The organism is Deinococcus arboris, assembly GCF_009755355.1.
GTDB classification, from domain to species: Bacteria; Deinococcota; Deinococci; order Deinococcales; family Deinococcaceae; genus Deinococcus; species Deinococcus betulae.
This window is the reverse complement of sequence record NZ_WQLB01000023.1, coordinates 44,142-61,545: the sequence shown is the minus strand read 5'-3', so window position 1 is coordinate 61,545 and position 17,404 is coordinate 44,142. Positions and strand designations below refer to the sequence as shown.

Sequence of the window (17,404 nt, the reverse complement as noted above, 5' to 3'; positions counted from 1 at the left end):
CCCACGGTCCTGTCCGACCGCTCGGTCGGGGACGGCTGCCCCGGTCAGCGCGCGCTATCCTACCCCTCGTGAGCTTGCTGGCGGCTTTTCTCGACCTACACGGACAACGCGCCGTTGTGGTGGGTGGCGGCGCGGTCGCCCTGCGCCGCACGAAGGCCCTGCTGTCAGCCGGCCTGGAGGTGCAGGTCATTGCGCCGGTGGTCCAGCCTGAGCTGGCCATGCTGCCGCTGACGGTTCAGCGCCGGGCCTACCAGCGCGGCGACCTGGCCGGTGCAGCGCTGGTGGTGGCCGCCACCGATCAGCCTGGGGTCAATGCCCAGGTGGTGAGCGACGCCCGCGCGCAGGGCACGCTGGTCAACGATGCGGGCGACGCGGCGCGCAGCACCCTGCGGTTCCCGGCCGTGGCCCAGCAGGCGGGTGTGCAGGTGGCGGTCACCACCGGGCGTGAATTGCCCTTGTTGGCCCAGGCCCTGACGGCCCGCGTGGCGGACCTGCTGCCCACCGAGGCGCAGGTGCAGGGTTGGGCCGCGCAACGGGAAGACGCCCTGACCCTCCCCGGCGACCGCAAACGCGCCGCCCTGGACACACTGCGCGCCGACATCAGCCGCGCTCTGGGGGCCGCGTGACCCTGACCTGCCCCACCGCCCGCACCTTTCTGGCGGGCCTGCCGCTGCCAGAGTCGCTGGACATCGCCGTGGTGGGCCTCAACCACCAGACGGCCCCGGTCGAGGTCCGTGAGCGCGCTGCCGTGCGGGCCGGCGAGGAAGGCCCGCTGCTGGCCCACCTGGCCCGGCACGCGCAGGAAGTCATGCTGCTGGCCACCTGTAACCGCACAGAAGTGTATCTGGCGGGCCTGACCGGCGACCCGCTGGCCGCCTTTGAAGGTGCCTGGGGCCACGCCTTGGACGGCCACCTGTATGTCCACCGGGGCGAGGCGGCGGTCACGCATCTGTACCGGGTGGCCGCCGGCCTGGACAGCCTCGTCATTGGCGAAACGCAGATTCAGGGCCAGGTCAAACGCGCCTGGCAGGACGCCCGCGCGCGCGGCCTGACAGGCACGACGCTCAATAAGGTCGCGCAGGGCGCCCTGGCGGCGGGTAAGCGCGTGCGCTTTGAAACCGGCATGAGCGACAAGGTCGTCAGTGTGTCCAGCGCCGCCGTGGAACTGGCGCAGGCCGCGCTGGGGGGACTGGCGAGCCGCACTGCCCTGATTCTGGGCGCCGGCGAGACCGCCGAGCTGACCCTGACCCATCTGCGCGCCGCCGGCGTGGACGACGTGATCGTGGTGAACCGCACCGCCGAGCGCGCCCGTCAGCTGGCTGAGAAACTGGGAGGCCGCGCCTGCGCCGCCGAATACCTGCACGAGGTTCTGCCCGAAGCCGACGTGCTGATTGCCTCCAGCGCCGCACCGCACTATGTCCTGCACGGGGACGGCGTGCAGGCCGCGCTGCGCCAGCGTCCGGGGCGGCCCATGTTCCTGATTGACATCAGCGTGCCGCGCATTCTGGACCCGGACATTGCGGGGGTACCCGGCGCGCACCTGCACAATCTGGACGACCTGACCGGCATCGTGGCCCGCAACATGGCCAGCCGCCGCGCCGCGCTGCCGCATGCCCAGGCCATCGTGCGGGACGCCGCCGCCGACCTGAGCCGCTGGCATCTGACCCGTCAGGCCAGGTTACGTGACCTGGCCCTGGCGAGCGACTGAAGGGGTTGTAGGAAGTAGGGTGTGGGGAGTGGGAAAAGCAACGGCAGAGAGGTTGGCTGCGCTTTCCTTGAACTAGGCAGAAGAAGAGAGGGCCGCCGACAGACTTCAGGCGGCCCTCTTTTGGCCCTTCGTGCACAATCTTTCAACCATCTTCCAGGATTAACCCAGCCGTAGAGAGCCAGCCAAAACGCTTTCTCCCCACCCCACTTCCCGGTTACAACGTCTCTTTGGCCAGCGCCCAGGCGTGCTCAAAGACCTCGCCGCGTTCGGGGCGGGCCATCACGCGGGCCAGGCCCTGGGCCAGACTCATGGGGGGCACCGTCACCTCAGTGTCCCGGCGCACGTCGTCCCACTGCGCCTCAACACGAACCAGGTCGCCGTCCGCAGCGCTCAGGGCAATGTTCAGACCTTCGCCGCGCAGCTCTATGCCGCACAGGTCGCCGTTTTCGCGGCCACAGCGGGCCGACTGGAAGGTCACGCCACGCAGGTCGCGCCAGCCCAGCGTGTCGGCCACAAAACCGGCAAACAACCGGGCCGGCAGGTCTTTTTTTCCGGCGTGCTGCACGGTCATGCCCGTCACACGTGGCAGCTGCCGCGCGGCGTCAGGGGTGTCGAACACCTGGGCCAGCGCCTCGCGCCAGCCGGCCGAGCGGCTCCAGCCCAGGTCGGCCAGGGCGTAGTGCCGCGACGGCGCCATGTCCAGTGTCAGGCTGTCCACAATCACCTGATCGGCCATCTCGGTCAGTTCGGCCAGCAGCGGCCCGCCGGGGCGGCGGTCGGCGCCCCACCACACATGATTGACGGTGGCTGGCCGAATCAGGGGCAGAATGGCACCCTGAAGCTGGGCCTGGTTGGCTTCCAGGGTCAGGCGCTCCACGTACAGCCCGCCCTGCTGCGGCACCAGACTGGCCTGCACCATCAGGTCGCCTCCGCCGTCCATCACGCCAATGATCTGGCGGCCCGCGTAGCGCCCTTCCAGGCCCGCCAGCGCTTCTTGCACCCGGCGCAGATGCTTTTTAACTGTTAGGGCGATGATGTTGCCCGTGTAAGCCCGCGTTTCGACGCGGGTGGCCGTCCACAGCTCGTCCAGGGTGGTCTGGGCCTTGCGCACCGTGGTGTCCACGGGGCCTAGGGTGCTGGGGCCAGCGGTCACCGGCAGCCCCCCGCGCTCATAGGCGCCGCCAGCGACGGTCTTTGCCCATCAGGTCGTCGGCCTCGTCGGGCCCCCAGGTGCCAGCGGTGTAGTTGGGAAAGCTGGGGGCGTCTTTCTTCCGCGTGGGCGGCGCGTCCCACACATTCAGGATGCCGCTGACAATCTGCCAGGCGCGGTCCACCTCGTCCTCGCGGGGAAACAGTGTGGCGTCTCCCAGCATGGCGTCCAGCAGCAGCCGCGAATACGGGCTTTCGAGTTGCGCCCCGAAAGCGTCATAGCGGAAGTCCATGACGACCTCGCGCAGCACCATCTCCTGCCCAGGTGTCTTGCTGGAGAACTTGAGGCTCACGCCCTCGTCGGGCTGAATGCGGAAGGCCAGCACATTGCGCTCCAGGCCACCCGGAAAGATGCCCAGCGGCGGACTTTTGAAGACCACAGCGATTTCGGTGACCTTCTTGGGCAGCCGCTTACCGGTGCGCAGGAAAAACGGCACCCCCTGCCAGCGCCAGTTGTCCACCTCCAGTTTCACGGCTACGTAGGTCGGGGTCACGCTGCCGTCTTTGACATTCGGTTCTTCGCGGTAACCAGGGACCGTCTCGCCGTACAGGGTGCCGGGGCCGTACTGACCGCGCACGGCGACTTCCGGCACGCGCGAGTCGGGGATGGGCTTGACGGCCCGTAGCACCTTGACCTTCTCGTCACGGATGGCGTCGGCGTCAAAGGCGGCGGGCGGTTCCATCGCCGTCAGGGCAAACAGCTGCATCAGGTGGTTTTGCAGCATGTCGCGCACCACCCCGGCTTCCTCGTAGTAGCCTGCGCGGCCTTCCAGCCCCAGATCCTCGGCGGCTGTAATCTGGACGTGATCCACGTAGCCCCGGTTCCACAGCGGCTCGAAAATGGCGTTGCCGAAGCGAATCGCCATCAGGTTCTGCACCGTTTCCTTGCCCAGATAATGGTCAATGCGGTAGACCTGCGACTCGTCCCAGACGCGGTGGATGGCGTCGTTCAGCTCGCGGGCCGAGGCTAGGTCGCGCCCAAAGGGTTTCTCGATGACCAGGCGGCGCCAACCTTCTGACTCGTCGGCCAGGCCCAGGCGGCCCAGCCCGTTGCTGATGGGCTCAAAGAGGCTGGGCGGCGTGGACAGGTAGAACAGCGCGTTCTTGCGGCCACCGTGGTCGTTCTGCGCGCGGTTGAGTTCCTTGTCAATCAGCCCGTAGACCTCATCGCCCCCAAAGTCCCCGAACTCGTAGTACAGGAGGTCGCGGAATTTTTCCAGGCTGCCCGGCTGCGGGGTGTCGGTTTCCTTGCTTTCCTTCAGGGCCGCCAGCACGAAGTCCTTGAAGCCCTCGTCGTCCATCTCCTGCCGGCCGATGCCGACGATGTTAAAGGCGCTGCCCAGCAGGCCGTCCTGCCACAGCCCAAACACGGCGGGCAGCAGCTTGCGCCGCGCGAGGTCGCCGGTGGCCCCAAAGATGACCAGCGTGGCCGGCTCGGGGGCGCGGCTGCGGCGCATCACGGCCCGGAAGGGATTGGTGCCGTCGGCGCCGGGGGCGCCCGCTGGGGGCGGTGGGCGCAGCGGCGTCTCGGCCTCGGGGGCCGCGTCGGCCACCCCGACCTTCTGCGCGGCGCGCTTGCGGCTCACCGCGCGGCTGACCTCGGCCGGAGCCACGGCTTTTTTGCTTGCCGACTTGGCCCTGGCTGGCCCCGTGCCCTGCCCGGCCTTCTCCGCTTTTTTAGGACTCACTGTCACCCTTCACGCGCTGCTGCCCGGTTTCGCCCAGCTGCTCGGCGGCGCTGCCCTCACCGGTGCTGACCGCCTGACCGATGTTCTCGGGAGCCGCCACCTTGGGGTGGTCGCCGGGGGCGACTTCGGGCACCAGGCCTTCCTGACGTGGCGCCTCGATGGTCTTGACGGCGTGCCCGCCGAACGCGCGGCGCATGGCCGAGAGCATCTGACCCGCGTAGCTGACCTCCTGCTGGCTGCGAAAGCGCATCTGGGTCGCCAGGGTGATGACGGGGGTGGGCACGCCCAGCTCAATGGAATCAATGATCGTCCAGCGGCCCTCGCCGCTGTCGGCCACGTAGTCGGACAGCTGCTCGAAGTCGGCGTTGTTGTTCAGGGCCTCGGCGGTCAGGTCCAGCAGCCAGGACCGCACGACGCTACCGTGGCGCCACAGCTCGGCAATCTGGGCCATGTCCAGCCCGAACGTCTGGTGGGCCTTCATCAGCTCAAAGCCCTCGGCGTAGGCCTGCATCATGCCGTACTCGATGCCGTTATGAACCATCTTGACGTAGTGGCCGCTGCCCGCCGGCCCCATGCGGCCCCAGCCCCGCTCGGCGGCGGGCGCCAGCACCTCAAAGACCGGGCGCAGGCGCTCGACGGCTTCTTCGGCCCCGCCAATCATCATGGCGTAGCCTTCTTTCAGACCCCACACGCCCCCAGAAGTCCCCACATCCACAAAATGCAGGCCGCGCGTCGCCAGTTCCTCGGCCCGCTTCATGGTGTCTTTGTAGTTGCTGTTGCCGCCGTCAATGATGATGTCGCCGGGGGCCAGGCGGCTGGCCAGGTCGTCAATCACGCTCTGGGTAATCTGTCCGGCGGGCACCATGACCCACACCGCCCGCGTGCCGGGCTCGCCCAGGGCCGCGATCAGCTCGTCCATGCTGCGGGCGCCGCGCGCCCCCTGCGCCTCAATCTGCGCCACGCTGTCGGGGTTGCGGTCAAAGCCGGTGACCTCAATGCCGCCGCCTGTCAGGCGCAGCACCATGTTGCCGCCCATCTTGCCCAGCCCAATCATGCCGATTTTCATAGCGTGCCCTCCCAGACCACGGCGCCGAAGCCGCAGCAGCTGGAGACACAGAGAACCGCTTCCAGCGCCGGGTCTTTTCCGCCCTGCACTATACGTGCCGCATTTGCAGGCCTGCCCCGAACCGAAACCTGGGGTGAAAGGGGAGAGGTCGGGGCTTTCCTCCCGAGTGCTCCAGCACCTTTGCCCCTCTGTGGACGAATGCCACCCCGGCTCGGTGCTACGCTCGCCATATGAGCGCCTGCGCCCTGACCGGTTCCGAACTGCTCGACAAGGCCGCCAGCGGCGAGCGGCTGTCGGCCCCCGAGATAGAGGCGCTGTACGGCCTGCCGCTGCCCGAGGTGGCGGCGGCGGCCCATCACCTGCGCCTGACCCGGCGCGACCCGCAGACGGTGACGTTCCTGATTGACCGGAACATCAACTACACCAATGTCTGCAACGTGGGCTGCAACTTCTGCGCTTTTTACCGCACCCGGCGCCAGAAAGACAGCTACACGCTGGATTATGAAGAGATCAGCGCCAAAATCCGAGAACTGGAGGCGGTGGGCGGCACCCGCATCCTCTTGCAGGGCGGCGTGAACCCGGAGCTGGGTCTGGACTACTACACAGGCCTGCTGCGCCACGTCAAGGCGCACCACCCCACCATCCGCATTGACGCCTTTTCCCCGGAAGAAGTGCTGTTCATGGAAAAGAGCTTTGGTCTGTCTCTGGACGATCTGCTCGACACCCTGATTGACGCCGGGCTGGACGGCCTGCCGGGTGCGGGCGGCGAGATTCTGGAGGATGAAGTGCGGGCTAAAGCTGCCCCGGCACGCATCCGCTCGGCCGACTGGTTCCGAATCATTGACGCCGCGCAGCGCAAGGGGCTGTATACCATTGCCACGATGGTGATTGGCTTTGGTGAAACCTACGCCCAGCGCACCGCCCATCTGCTCAAAATCCGGGAGCAGCAGGACCGGGCCCTGCGCGACTACGGCGGCAATGGGTTTTCGGGATTTGCCATGTGGACGCTGCAAACCGAGCACACCCGCCTGCACGGCAAGGCGCCGGGCGCCACCGCCCACGAGTACCTGGAGCAGCTGGCGATTGCCCGCATCGCCCTGGACAACGTGCCCAACATTCAGGCGTCGTGGCCCGCGCAGGGTTTCAAGGTGGCGCAAGCCGCGCTGTATTACGGCGCCAACGACCTCGGCAGCACCATGCTGGAAGAAAATGTGGTCTCGGCGGCGGGCGGGCACGGCCGGCACAGCGCCACCGTGCGCGAATTGATTCGCATCGCGGTGGACGCGGGCTTTACCCCGGCCATTCGCAACAGCCGCTTTCAGATCATCGCCTGGCCTGATGTAGACGCCGCCCTGAACCGCACCGAGCAGAACCCCGAAGCCGAGCGGGCGGTGGGCGCCGCGTCCTGACAACAGGGCAAAGTCGATGGTCCCGTGAAGTCAGGGGAGGTTCACCGCCTCAGGCTTGCGTCTCGCTGTCATGGTCCAGGCGGTGAGTTGCGCTGGAAGGAGTATCCCGTTCCTTCCAGCGTGTGGACGAGTCCTGAGGACCTGCCTGAAGTCAGCAGTCTTTTAGGCCAAAGCACCCTGCCCGCAACTGAGTGGTCCCACGCCTGACTTACACCAATAGGGAGGCGGCTGGCGTGGGGGCTATCGTCGCTGGCTCAAGCCGCGCCCCAGAAGGGTTCGTCGGGTGCAGCGCCCTCTTTGGCAAGTTGCTCCTCAAGATCACTCAGGGCGCAGGCATACAGGTCGGCGCCGAGCTGAGGCAGCATGGCCAGTTCCAGGGCAGCGTCCTGCAAAGAGGCATGCTGACTGCTGTGGTGCCACCCAGCGCCTTCAGCGTTCAGCAGAACCAGACCGGCGCGCAGAAGAATTCTCACGCGGCCTGTCTCCGTCCGCGTATCGCTGAAATGACGGGTGATGCTCATAGGCCCAGCATAAGCCGTGTCTATGACGTTTTTCATACGCCATATTGATGATTCGTGCATCTGGAATTGAACAGCCGGTCAGCATGAGAGTGAGGTGGAGAGACTGGGCAGCTCTCAGCTTGGCCTGTCATCCCTTACCGAGCGCGTCTCTGGCAATGAATCCTCTGATTGCTGTTCTCTGGGCCAGCCGTTACCAGACGGCTCTAGAATGGCGGTTATGTCGCTTCCTTCTTCTCCCACGCGCGGCGAGGTGCCCCGCGACCAGTTGGTGCGCTGGCTGGGCGAGTACCTGAACATCGGCGCGTTCAAAGACCCCAGCCTCAACGGCCTGCAAATTGAAGGCACCGAGCAGATTCGCCGGGTGGCCGTCAGTGTGGACACCAGTCTCAAGACCCTGCAACATGCGGCCGACAGCGGCGCCGACCTGCTGATTGCCCACCACGGCCTGTTCTGGGGCCAGCCGCTGCCGATCACCGGGCCGCACCGGGAGCGGGTGCGCACCGCCCTGATGGCCGACCTGAACGTCTACGCCGCCCACATTCCCCTGGACGCCCACCCCGAAGTGGGCAACAACACCATGATGGCGCGCGCCCTGAGCCTGCAACACACCCAGCCGTTTGGTGAGTGGGCCGGCGGCAAGATTGGCCTGGCCGGCGAGCTGCCGTTTGAGCAGACCCTGCAGGATTTTGCCGACCGCGTGCAGAAGTTGACCGGCGAAATCTGCCTGGTCCACGGGGGCGGGCGCTCGCCCACCGTGCGCCGTCTGGGTGTACTGAGCGGCAGCGGCGCCGGCAGCATCCCCGAAGCGGCTGCGGCGGGCCTGGACACCCTCCTGACCGGCGAGCCCGAGCACAAGCATTTTCACGACGCCTTTGAGTACGGCGTAAATGTGGTCTACGCTGGCCACTACGAAACCGAGGTCTTTGGGGTGCGCGCCCTGGCCGCCCGCCTGGAAGACGAATTTGGCCTGCCCTGGCAGTTCCTGCACCATCCCACCGGGCTGTGAGGCCAGGCTTCTTCCTCAGTTTTGAGGGGCCGGAGGGGGCGGGCAAAAGTACCCAGCTGGCGCGGCTGACGCGGCGCCTTACGGCGGCGGGGCGAGCCCACACCGTCACACGCGAACCGGGCGGCACCCCTCTGGGCACGCGGGTGCGCGAGGTGCTGCTGGACCCGGCCCTGAGCATGGACCCCCTGCCAGAATTTCTGCTGTATTCGGCCAGTCGCGCGCAACTGGTCGCCCAGGTGGTGCGCCCGGCGCTGGCCCGCGCAGAGGTCGTGGTGTGCGACCGCTACGCCGATTCCAGCCTGGCCTACCAGGGCGCCGGACGGGGGCTGCCCGCGCCGCTGCTGGCCAGCATCACTGCCGCCGCCACGGGTGGCCTGACCCCCGACCTGACCGTGCTGCTGGACCTGGACCCGGCTCTGGGACTGGCCCGCGCTGCTCGCCGGGGCCAGCCTGACCGGCTGGAACAGGCCGACCTGGGGTTTCATCAGCGGGTGCGGGGAGGCTTCCTGGCACTGGCCGCCGCTGACCCTGCGCGCTTTCTGGTGCTGGACGCCACCCAGTCTGAAGACGAACTGGACGCGGCCATCTGGGCAGCCGTTTCAGGCCGACTAGGCGACGGCGGGGCGCCGCTTGTCGCAGAGCAGAACCTATAGCTCCTGAGGGCGTGCTGTTTGAGGGACCTCGCAGCACGCCTCTGTACTTCACCCGCTGGTTATGACGCGCGCTGGCTGGACGCGACCCAACGCCATTCAACCCCACTGACCTACTGAACCCGGAGGTGCCTGGCAGCGCTGGCGCTTCCAGTCATGTTCTTTCTCTCCGTTACGCAGACGCCGGCCTTATTTTTTATTTTCTGGGCGCCGCCCGGCCACTGAGCCCGGTCTCCGGTTTTACGCCCGGCACCTTGACCTCAAACATCAGCCCCCAGCGCTTGCCGGTCAGGAGCAGGGTGCCGCGTTCGGGCACGTAGGCGATGCCGTTGGGCACATCGTCAAACGTCAGGGGACGGCCGCTGCGCGTGGCGGCGGTGCTGGCCTCGCGGGTCAGGTCGGCCACGCTCAGCCAGGCGGTCACGCGCCCGGTCTGGGGGTCAATGCGGGCGATGCGGTCGGTCAGCCAGATGTTGGCGTAGATGCTGCCCTGAACGTATTCCAGTTCGTTGAGGTTGCGCACCGGTTGGCCCTGGTCAGTGACCTGAAGGGTGCGCCTAACCTGAAAGGTCTTTGGGTCACGCCAGGTCAGCGCGGCGCTGCCGTTACTCATAATCAGCGCCTTGCCGTCGGTGGTCAGGCCCCAGCCCTCGCCGCTGTAGCGGTAACGCCCGGTTTCTTTCAGGGTCTGCGCGTCAAAGGTAAAGGCCACGCCGTCTTGCCAGGTCAAGTGATAGGCCGCGCCGCCCAGCACCGCCACGCCCTCGCCAAAAGCGCTGCCCAGAGGGGTGGCGACCTGCGCCAGCACCTTGCCGCTTTTCAGGTCCACCCGGCGCACGCCGGACTGGCTCACCTGGCCGGTGCTTTCCAGGTACACGCCGCTTCCCAGGTACTGAAGCCCCTGGGTAAAGGCGGCGCGGTCATGGGCGTAGCGTGCCGTGACGGTGGGGGTCAGGGTGGGCGCAGTGGTCTGGGAGGTCAGGGCGGCAGTCAGGGGCACGGTCAGCAGGGTCAGCAGCGGGGCAAAGCGGAGCAGGCGCACGCCCTTATGGTAGTCGCCGGGCGCCCGGCCTGCGAGGGAAAACGCCCCCAGAAGTTCTTCATGCGGCCAGCCTTCGTGCCAGGATGCAGGGCGTGAACTGGGGTGTGAGGCGCAAAGAGGCGGTGCTGAGTCTGGTGGGCGTGCTGGCCGCCGTAGGCCTGCTGGGCTATGGGCGGGGCGTGACGGCGCCGCCGGGCCCTGGGTCACTGGAGGCCAGGGCTGAGACGGTCACCCTGGGCACCTTGACCGTCACCACCCAGGGGGGCTGGCGGGTCACCCGCGCCGGGTATGAGGTCTGGTCGGCAGGGCCGGGCGCCGCCTTCCTGTACGCCACCGACCGGCCCGTGGCCTACACCGAGGCGCGCGGCATGGTGCGGGTACGCGAAGGCCGGGGCCAGGTGTGTGCCGCGCAGCGCCTGAGTGCTCTGCGCGTGACCGGGCCAGCCCAGGCGCAGAGCACTGGTACCCTGACCTGCCCAGATGGCCGCACCCTGCCGTACACGCTGCGCCTGCGCGCCGAGGGCGAGGTGCTAGACGTGCGCGTAGTGGTCACGGACGGCGCCCGTCTGACCGGGCTGGGCGCGGCGGGGAGCCTGGCCCGGCACACCCGCGTGATGGGCGGCGGCGAGCAGTTCAGCACCCTGAATCTGCGGGGGCGGCGCCTGCCGGTGCTGGTCAGCGAGCAGGGCGTGGGGCGCGGGCAGCAGCCGCTGACTTGGTTGGCCAATCTGACGAACAACGGTGCGGGCGGCGCCTGGCACAGCAGTTACGCGCCCATGCCCCACCTGCGCCTGCTGGACGATCAGGGAAGCGGTCAGAGCATCTGGAGCCTGGACACCGTGCCCGGCGCCCTGGACACGCGCGGCGGGCGCTGGCGCCTGGAAATGACGGGCGCCTCGCTGCATCTGCGTCTGGCCGCAGGCAATACCCGTACCCTGACGCGCGCCCTGACCGCCGACACCGGTCGCATGGCCCCGCTGCCTGCCTGGACCAGCCAGGGCGCCTTGCTGGGGGTGCAGGGCGGAACGGCGCGTGTGCGCGAGGTCTACGCCCGTGTGAAGGCTGCCGGGGTGCCCGTGGCGGGCCTGTGGCTGCAAGACTGGGTGGGGCGGCGCACCACCAGCTTTGGCCAGCAGCTGTGGTGGAACTGGGAACTGGACGCCGCCCACTACCCCGGCTGGGCCGAGCTGCGCCGTGACCTCGCCGCCGACGGCGTGCGCGTGCTGGGCTACGTCAATCCCTTCCTGACCGACACAGGTGAGAAGTCGAATGTTCGCCGCCACCTCTACCGTGAGGCCGCCGAACGCGGTTTCCTGCTGAAACAGGCGGACGGCACTGTCTATGACCAGCGCAACACCTCGTTCAGCGCGGCGCTGGTGGACCTGAGCAACCCCCAAGCGTATGCCTGGTTCAAGGAGGTGCTGCGGGACGCCATTGCCGAGGCGGGGCTGGACGGCTGGATGGCCGACTTTGGCGAGAGTCTGCCGCTGGACGCCCGCCCGGCGCGCGGCACGGCCACGGCCCTGCACAACGCCTATCCGGTGCTGTGGGCGCGCCTGAACCGTGAACTGGCTGCTGAACTGGGCGGCGACAAATTGGTGTTTCACCGCAGCGCCTTTACCACCTCGCCGGGGCAGGCCGGGGCCTTCTGGGCGGGTGACCAGCTGGTGAACTGGGGCGCACACGATGGCCTGCGCTCGGCGCTGACGGGGCTGCTGTCAGGGGGCCTCAGCGGCATGACGCTCAACCACGCCGATGCGGGCGGCTACACCACGGTCACGCAGGTGCCCATCAACATTCGCCGCTCGCCGGAAGTGCTGGCGCGCTGGCTGGAGTTCAGCGCGTTCACGCCGCTGCTGCGCACCCATGAGGGCAACCGGCCTGCCGACAATGCCCAGGCATACGACCCCGCCACTCTGCCGGCGCTGGCCCGGGCCGCGCGGCTGTACGCGGCTCTGGCCCCCTACCGCGCCGGGTTGATGGCCGGGGCGCAGCGGGACGGCACGCCCCTGCTGCGCCCGGTCTGGTTCGAGTTCCCTGCCGAACCCTTTGAGGCGCAGCCCACCAGCTATCTGCTGGGGCCGGACCTGCTGGTGGCCCCAGCTCTGCGGCCCGGCCAGAACGAGACGCGGGTGCGTCTGCCGGCCGGGCCGCGCTGGGTCCATGCCTGGACCGGGCAGGTGTTTGCTGGCGGGCAACTGGTGCGGGTGCCTTCGCCGCTGGGGCAGCCCGCCGTGTTTGTGCGTGAAGACAACTCAGCGCTGCTGGCCACCCTGCGCGCGGTGAACGAGGTGAGAGGAGAGGAACTGGAACATTCCGAATGAGCCGGAGGTCTTTCGGCGCTTCTTGCGGAAGAGGGAGTAGTAAGGATTCCGTGTGTTTCGTGCATGTATCGGTAAGTCACCGATTGGCCAACTTCACGCGCGGCAGTCCGTTTGGCTTCTTCTCGCTCTGCTGCGAAGATCTTGGAGCCTGCTGGGTAGCTTTCCAAGTCCACTCGGAGTTCAGCGTTTTGCAGACGGTCGGGTCAGCGTCCGTGTGGTCGCCGCCGATTCAATCCGGCTTTGACGTGAGCAGGGTCGGGACTCTGTGAGGGTCTGCGGCCAGCCCTCGGATTCATTAGGCTAGTCCAGTGAGGGCAGTTGACCCCTCTTGGTCCCGGTTCTCGCACAGGGCATTGGCTGTGGCCTGCACTCGCTCATCCGGGTCGCGGCGCAGTTGTTCGACCTCGGCCCATTCGTCCCACCGGGCCAGGGCCCAGGCCGCCGCGTCACGCACCTCTGGGGCGGGGTCGGCGGCGCCGGCCAGCAGCAGAGGCCAGCCCTGAGGCGCGCGGGTGTTGCCCAGGACCGTCAGGGCGTTGCGGGCCAGGCCCTTGCGCCGGGGGCGCAGGTGGGCGCTGCCCGCAAACCGGCGCTCGAACTGCCGCTCGCTGATGCCGAACAGGCTGCTCAGGTCCGGGTGGGCCAGGTCGGGGACAGGCTGCAGCAAGCGCGCCAGCGGCCCGGCCTTGCCGCTCCAGGGGCAGACCTCGCTGCACACGTCGCAGCCCAGCAGCCAGTCGCCTATGCCGGCCCGCAGCGAGAGGGGCACTGGCCCCCGGTGTTCAATTGTCAGGTAAGACACGCAGCGCCGCGCATCGATAGTCCGGTCGGGGCCAATGGCGGCGGTAGGACAGGCCATGACGCAGCGGGTACAGCGGCCACAGCGGTCTGGGTGCGGGGTCGCCTCGCCTTCAAACGGCAGGTCGGTCAGTAGGACCGCCAGCGTCACGAAGGCGCCCAGTGACGTGCTGACCAGCATGCCCGACTTGCCGCGCCAGCCCAGAAAGCCCTGCGCAGCAAACAGACGCTCCATCACGGGGCCGTGGTCCACGTAGCCGCGCGCCCGCACGCCCAGCTTGGCCGCCTCCTCTTCTAACCGGGTCAGCAGTGGCTGAAGCTGGTCATGATAATCAGGGGTCCAGGCGTAGCGCGCCACCCGCCCTACCCGGACGCCCCCAGCCGGGATAGGCGGCGGCTCGAAGGCGTGCGAAACCCCCAGCACCAGCACGCTGCGGGCCCCTTCTAGGCGACTGGCCGGCTCGGCGCGGGCTGGCAGCTGCCGCTCAAGGTAGGCCATCCCCGCATGGTGGCCGGCCTTCAGCCAGCTGGCGTACTCGGTCACTGCCGCAGCCGGTACCAGCGCCGGCGCCCAGCCCACCGCGTCGGCCCCCAGCGCGTGGGCGAGGTCGGCCAGAGTCTCGGCAGCGCTCACGCGGGGCAGTATGCCGCCTGACTGGGCCGGCAAAGGCGAGGCAAGCCACGCGGCTGTTAAAGGGGCTTGGGCGCCGTCTTCTGACGGGATCAGGGTGAGGGTGGTTGTCTAGCGCCCCAGCGGTGACAAGGCGTTGCTGTGTAGCTTGTCAGGCGCAATTCGTCATTGCATCTGCGCAAACACAGCTGTGTACGCTGAGGTGTGCAACGATTTCTCTGGGTTACAACGTTTCTCCTGGCGACTTGCAGCGTCGCCCAGAGTCCCCAGAGCCAGAAATGGGAATATGCTCGGCTGTACCTCGCTTACACTTATCCAGTCAACCCCAAAATCGCACTGACACAGCCTCAGAGCTTCCTTGCTAGGTGGGAATCTAGCCGTCGTTCCGAGATCTATATACAACCTGATCTGAGTAAACCCGATCCGGAAGGCTTCCGAACGTTCGTAGCGAAAATCGTTGGGAAACGCGTTGATGTAACGGCGCCCGGCCTCAGCCTCTTCAACGTGTTAGGAGGGCTCGGTTGGGAGCTGGCGGACTGCGTTCCTTATGAGTCAGTGGTTGGCCGAGGGTACGAAGTGACGAGCGAGTGTTTTTTCAAACAGGCTGTTGCGGCACCGCGGTGATCACCACAGTTTCAGCCGAGCCCCATGAGCAGCCGCCCGGAATGACAGGTCACGACGCTGTTTATGCCTCGGAACCTTGCAGGTCAATTCAGGTTGACAGCCCACCGGCCTCTCCCAGAAGTTGCCATTCATTCTGAGTCGACACTTAGCAAGTTCACTTCCCCCAGAGCTGTTGGAGAAAACTCAGAGTGGCTTTGGGTTCTGTTGTGAACCCTGCCCATCCTCTTGGCTCAGCGGAAGGTCTTCACGTCAACATCTCGAGGTCGCTGCTTGTGTGCGAACACCGTCACACCTGAATCCGCTTGGTTTCTACAGGTGCACCATCGCTTTTGCACACGATTGACGTGGCGTTTCGTACCTTATTCATAGGGCATAAAAAAGCGCCCAGGCGTATTTCCCTGGACGCTGAAGATTCTTTGCCTAGTGCCGGGGCGGCCCGCCCTGACCCTTCTGTTCGGCCCGGCGGCGCAGTTCAGAAGCGAGATCGGTAAAGTCCTGCGCGCCGGGCAGCACCCGCCGGGAATCGCGCTTGGCCTCCTGCACCACCTGCACCTGATTGCGGCGAGAATCCGGCAGCCCCTGGGCGCGCCGCTCGAAGTAGTTCTGGGCCAGGCGGCCCAGCGCGAAGGTCCAGCCGTAGACCGCCGGCGCGGTAATCAGGCCGCCAATCACGGGCAGCGCCAGCTTGGCCAGTCCACGCATCACCTGGCGCGCGGCCATGCCGTAGGCGATGGTCACGCCAATTTCGCGCGCAATTTCCAGCGAACGCTCGGGGGTAATGTCAAAGCCGTAAATCTTGCCAATATGCAGCACCATCTTGCCCTGCACCGGGGTAATCAGCAGCAGATCGGCGAAGGGAATCGGCTCCACAGCAATCGCCCCCGACAGCAGCGCCGCGCTTTTAATCACCTCTTCGGCGTTGTCCTCGCGCGACAGTTCGGGGTCAACATTGAGGTTAAAGTTGTCCAGCATCTGTTTAACGAGCGGCGGCAGCATACGCGGAGTGTACCCCTGCCCCCTCCAGGCTGCCCACCATCAAATTGTTTAGGCTTGCCCCGCCCCGTCCCGCAAGGAACGAAAAAAGGACACGCCCGGGGGGAGGTCGGCGTGTCCTTCTGGAGGGAAGGATGAGGGTGGGGTCACCACTCAGCCTTTATCGTAGGCCCCAACACTGACATCTTCCTGACAGGCAGCTGAGGTCAATGCAGGCGGTTCTGTCACGCGGGGCTCATCAAGGCGCCGCCTAGCGCTTCCAGCGGGGGCCGTCTTTGGTGTCTTCGACCGTGACGCCCACGCGGGTCAGGGTGTCGCGCAGCTCGTCGGCTTCCTGATACTGCTTATTAAGGCGGTAGTTCTGCCGCGCTTTGAGGACCAGCTCCATCAAGGCGCTGACGACACCACTGTCGTCCTGAGCGCGCGCGGCGGTGCCGCCACCGGCGAACAGGCCGAGCACGTTACCGCCCAGGTCCAGGTAGGCAGCGCGGGCGCGTTCCAGGGTGGCGCGGGGGACGGGGCCAGCCCCCAGCGCCGCATTCAGGTCGGTGGTCAGGCCGAACAGGGCCGCCACGGCCTTGGGCGTATTAAAGTCGTCGCGCACGGCGTCCTCAAAGGCCGCTCTATGGCCGGCAATTTTGGCGTCCAGCGCCGCGTCCTGACCGTCAGGCGCGCTGCCGAGCCGGCGCTCAAGTTCGTTCAGCGCCTCACTCAGGCGGCGGTAACCGCTGCGGGCACTCTCGAAGGCGGCGTCGCTAAATTCGGTAATAGAGCGGTAGTGGCTGCCCACCAGCAAGAAGCGCACCACCATCGGGTCGTGCTGGGCCAGGACATCCTGGATGGTCAGGAAGTTGCCCTTGCTTTTGCTCATCTTCTCGCCGCCGATGGTCAGCATGTTGTTGTGCATCCAGTAGCGGGCAAAGGCGTGGCCAGCGGCTTCGGCCTGGGCAATCTCGGCCTCGTGGTGCGGGAATTGCAGGTCCAGGCCGCCGCCGTGAATGTCAAAGCCCTCCCCCAGATACTTCAGGCTCATGGCGCTGCATTCGATGTGCCAGCCGGGAAAGCCCACGCCCCACGGCGACTCCCACCTCATGATGTGGCCGGCTTCAGCCTTCTTCCAGAGGGCAAAGTCGCGCGGGTCGCGTTTGTCCTCGCGCACGGCCTCGCGCACGCCTTCTTCCTGGTCGTCCAGCTTGCGGCCCGAGAGCTTGCCGTAGTCCGGCCAGGACCGCACGTCAAAGTAGACGCTGCCCTCCGACTCGTAGGCATGGCCCTTCTCGACCAGTTCCTCAATCAGGGCAATCTGCTCGGTGATGTGGCCGGTGGCGCGGGGGTTGATGCTGGGCTTCAGGACGTTGAGCGCCTCCATGTCTTTCACGAACGACCACATGTACTTGTCGGCCACTTCCATCGGCTCAAGCTGCTCCAGCCGGGCGCGGGCGAGCATCTTGTCCTCGCCGTCATCCGAGTCGTTTTGCAGGTGCCCCACGTCGGTGATGTTGGCCACGTAGCGCACCTGATAGCCAAAATGCACAAAGGCGCGGCGAATCACGTCAAAGGCCACTTCCTTTTTGGCATGCCCCAGGTGGGCGTCGCTGTAGACCGTCGGCCCGCACAGGTACATGCCCACGCGGCCGGGCGTGGTGGGCACGAACGGCACTTTCTGGCGCTGCAAGGTGTCGTACAGGACGATGCTGGGGTCGGGCTGCCGGGGCGGGTGGTCAGTCATGAGGGC

General features: G+C 66.9%; 14 protein-coding genes. 6 read left to right on the top strand and 8 right to left on the bottom strand.

Annotated elements, in window-relative coordinates; translation table 11 throughout:
* Positions 1-68: 68 nt before the first annotated feature.
* On the top strand, positions 69-626 hold the full coding sequence (locus GO986_RS15465) for a precorrin-2 dehydrogenase/sirohydrochlorin ferrochelatase family protein (RefSeq protein WP_369409413.1): 558 nt from the start codon (positions 69-71) through the stop codon (positions 624-626).
* Complete coding sequence (hemA, locus tag GO986_RS15460; RefSeq protein ID WP_369409412.1) at positions 623-1,708, top strand: glutamyl-tRNA reductase; 1,086 nt, start codon at positions 623-625, stop codon at positions 1,706-1,708. Before GO986_RS15465 ends, hemA begins: the two co-directional genes overlap by 4 nt.
* A gap of 214 nt (positions 1,709-1,922) precedes the next feature.
* Here hemA and GO986_RS15455 read toward each other — a convergent pair whose 3' ends face one another.
* The 3 genes from GO986_RS15455 to gnd all read right to left on the bottom strand — a co-directional run bounded on the left by GO986_RS15455 (position 1,923) and on the right by gnd (position 5,671).
* Positions 1,923-2,867, bottom strand: coding sequence for a glucose-6-phosphate dehydrogenase assembly protein OpcA (locus GO986_RS15455; protein WP_157460200.1), 945 nt, complete (start codon positions 2,865-2,867; stop codon positions 1,923-1,925).
* Between the two features lie 10 nt (positions 2,868-2,877).
* A complete protein-coding gene (gene zwf, locus GO986_RS15450) occupies positions 2,878-4,437 on the bottom strand; it encodes a glucose-6-phosphate dehydrogenase (protein ID WP_232337837.1) in 1,560 nt (519 codons plus the stop codon).
* A gap of 157 nt (positions 4,438-4,594) precedes the next feature.
* Entirely contained in the window at positions 4,595-5,671 is a 1,077-nt protein-coding gene (gene gnd / locus GO986_RS15445) for a phosphogluconate dehydrogenase (NAD(+)-dependent, decarboxylating) (RefSeq protein WP_157460199.1), read from the bottom strand.
* A gap of 230 nt (positions 5,672-5,901) precedes the next feature.
* Here gnd and mqnC point away from each other — a divergent pair, with 230 nt between their 5' ends.
* On the top strand, positions 5,902-7,080 hold the full coding sequence (mqnC, locus tag GO986_RS15440; protein WP_157460198.1) for a cyclic dehypoxanthinyl futalosine synthase: 1,179 nt from the start codon (positions 5,902-5,904) through the stop codon (positions 7,078-7,080).
* A gap of 254 nt (positions 7,081-7,334) precedes the next feature.
* On the opposite strand, the gene GO986_RS15435 is transcribed toward mqnC, so the two are convergent.
* Positions 7,335-7,553 (bottom strand): hypothetical protein, encoded by a 219-nt coding sequence (locus tag GO986_RS15435; RefSeq protein ID WP_369409410.1) that lies wholly within the window; start codon positions 7,551-7,553, stop codon positions 7,335-7,337.
* 265 nt (positions 7,554-7,818) lie between these two features.
* Between GO986_RS15435 and GO986_RS15430 the strand changes: the two genes are divergently transcribed.
* Both GO986_RS15430 and tmk read left to right on the top strand, forming a co-directional pair.
* A complete protein-coding gene (locus tag GO986_RS15430) occupies positions 7,819-8,607 on the top strand; it encodes a Nif3-like dinuclear metal center hexameric protein (protein ID WP_198170715.1) in 789 nt (262 codons plus the stop codon).
* Positions 8,604-9,260, top strand: a complete 657-nt coding sequence (gene tmk, locus GO986_RS15425; protein ID WP_369409409.1) for a dTMP kinase — start codon at positions 8,604-8,606, stop codon at positions 9,258-9,260. The genes GO986_RS15430 and tmk overlap by 4 nt, the downstream gene beginning before the upstream one ends.
* Positions 9,261-9,453: 193 nt before the next feature.
* Here tmk and GO986_RS15420 read toward each other — a convergent pair whose 3' ends face one another.
* Entirely contained in the window at positions 9,454-10,251 is a 798-nt protein-coding gene (locus GO986_RS15420) for a glutaminyl-peptide cyclotransferase (RefSeq protein ID WP_439648715.1), read from the bottom strand.
* A gap of 140 nt (positions 10,252-10,391) precedes the next feature.
* On the opposite strand from GO986_RS15420, the gene GO986_RS15415 reads away from it, so the two are divergent.
* Positions 10,392-12,623, top strand: coding sequence for an alpha-glucosidase (locus GO986_RS15415; RefSeq protein ID WP_198170713.1), 2,232 nt, complete (start codon positions 10,392-10,394; stop codon positions 12,621-12,623).
* A gap of 295 nt (positions 12,624-12,918) precedes the next feature.
* On the opposite strand, the gene queG is transcribed toward GO986_RS15415, so the two are convergent.
* The 3 genes from queG to cysS form a co-directional block, all read right to left on the bottom strand.
* Positions 12,919-14,055 carry a tRNA epoxyqueuosine(34) reductase QueG gene (gene queG, locus GO986_RS15410; RefSeq protein ID WP_369409407.1) on the bottom strand — a complete coding sequence of 379 codons (1,137 nt, stop codon included), beginning with the start codon at positions 14,053-14,055 and terminating at the stop codon, positions 12,919-12,921.
* Positions 14,056-15,096: 1,041 nt separating this feature from the next.
* On the bottom strand, positions 15,097-15,672 hold the full coding sequence (locus GO986_RS15405; RefSeq protein WP_198170711.1) for a YcjF family protein: 576 nt from the start codon (positions 15,670-15,672) through the stop codon (positions 15,097-15,099).
* Between the two features lie 247 nt (positions 15,673-15,919).
* The gene (cysS, locus tag GO986_RS15400; RefSeq protein ID WP_198170710.1) at positions 15,920-17,398 is read right to left on the bottom strand and encodes a cysteine--tRNA ligase; all 1,479 of its coding nucleotides are present in this window, start codon (positions 17,396-17,398) and stop codon (positions 15,920-15,922) included.
* Positions 17,399-17,404: the final 6 nt, after the last annotated feature.

What these genes read in the sequence shown, in the direction of transcription:
- cysS (WP_198170710.1), bottom strand. Translation starts at nt 17,398, where the DNA reads ATGACTGACCACCCGCCCCGGCAGCCCGACCCCAGCATCGTCCTGTAC.
- gnd (WP_157460199.1), bottom strand. Translation starts at nt 5,671, where the DNA reads ATGAAAATCGGCATGATTGGGCTGGGCAAGATGGGCGGCAACATGGTG.
- GO986_RS15405 (WP_198170711.1), bottom strand. Translation starts at nt 15,672, where the DNA reads ATGCTGCCGCCGCTCGTTAAACAGATGCTGGACAACTTTAACCTCAAT.
- GO986_RS15430 (WP_198170715.1), top strand. Translation starts at nt 7,819, where the DNA reads ATGTCGCTTCCTTCTTCTCCCACGCGCGGCGAGGTGCCCCGCGACCAG.
- mqnC (WP_157460198.1), top strand. Translation starts at nt 5,902, where the DNA reads ATGAGCGCCTGCGCCCTGACCGGTTCCGAACTGCTCGACAAGGCCGCC.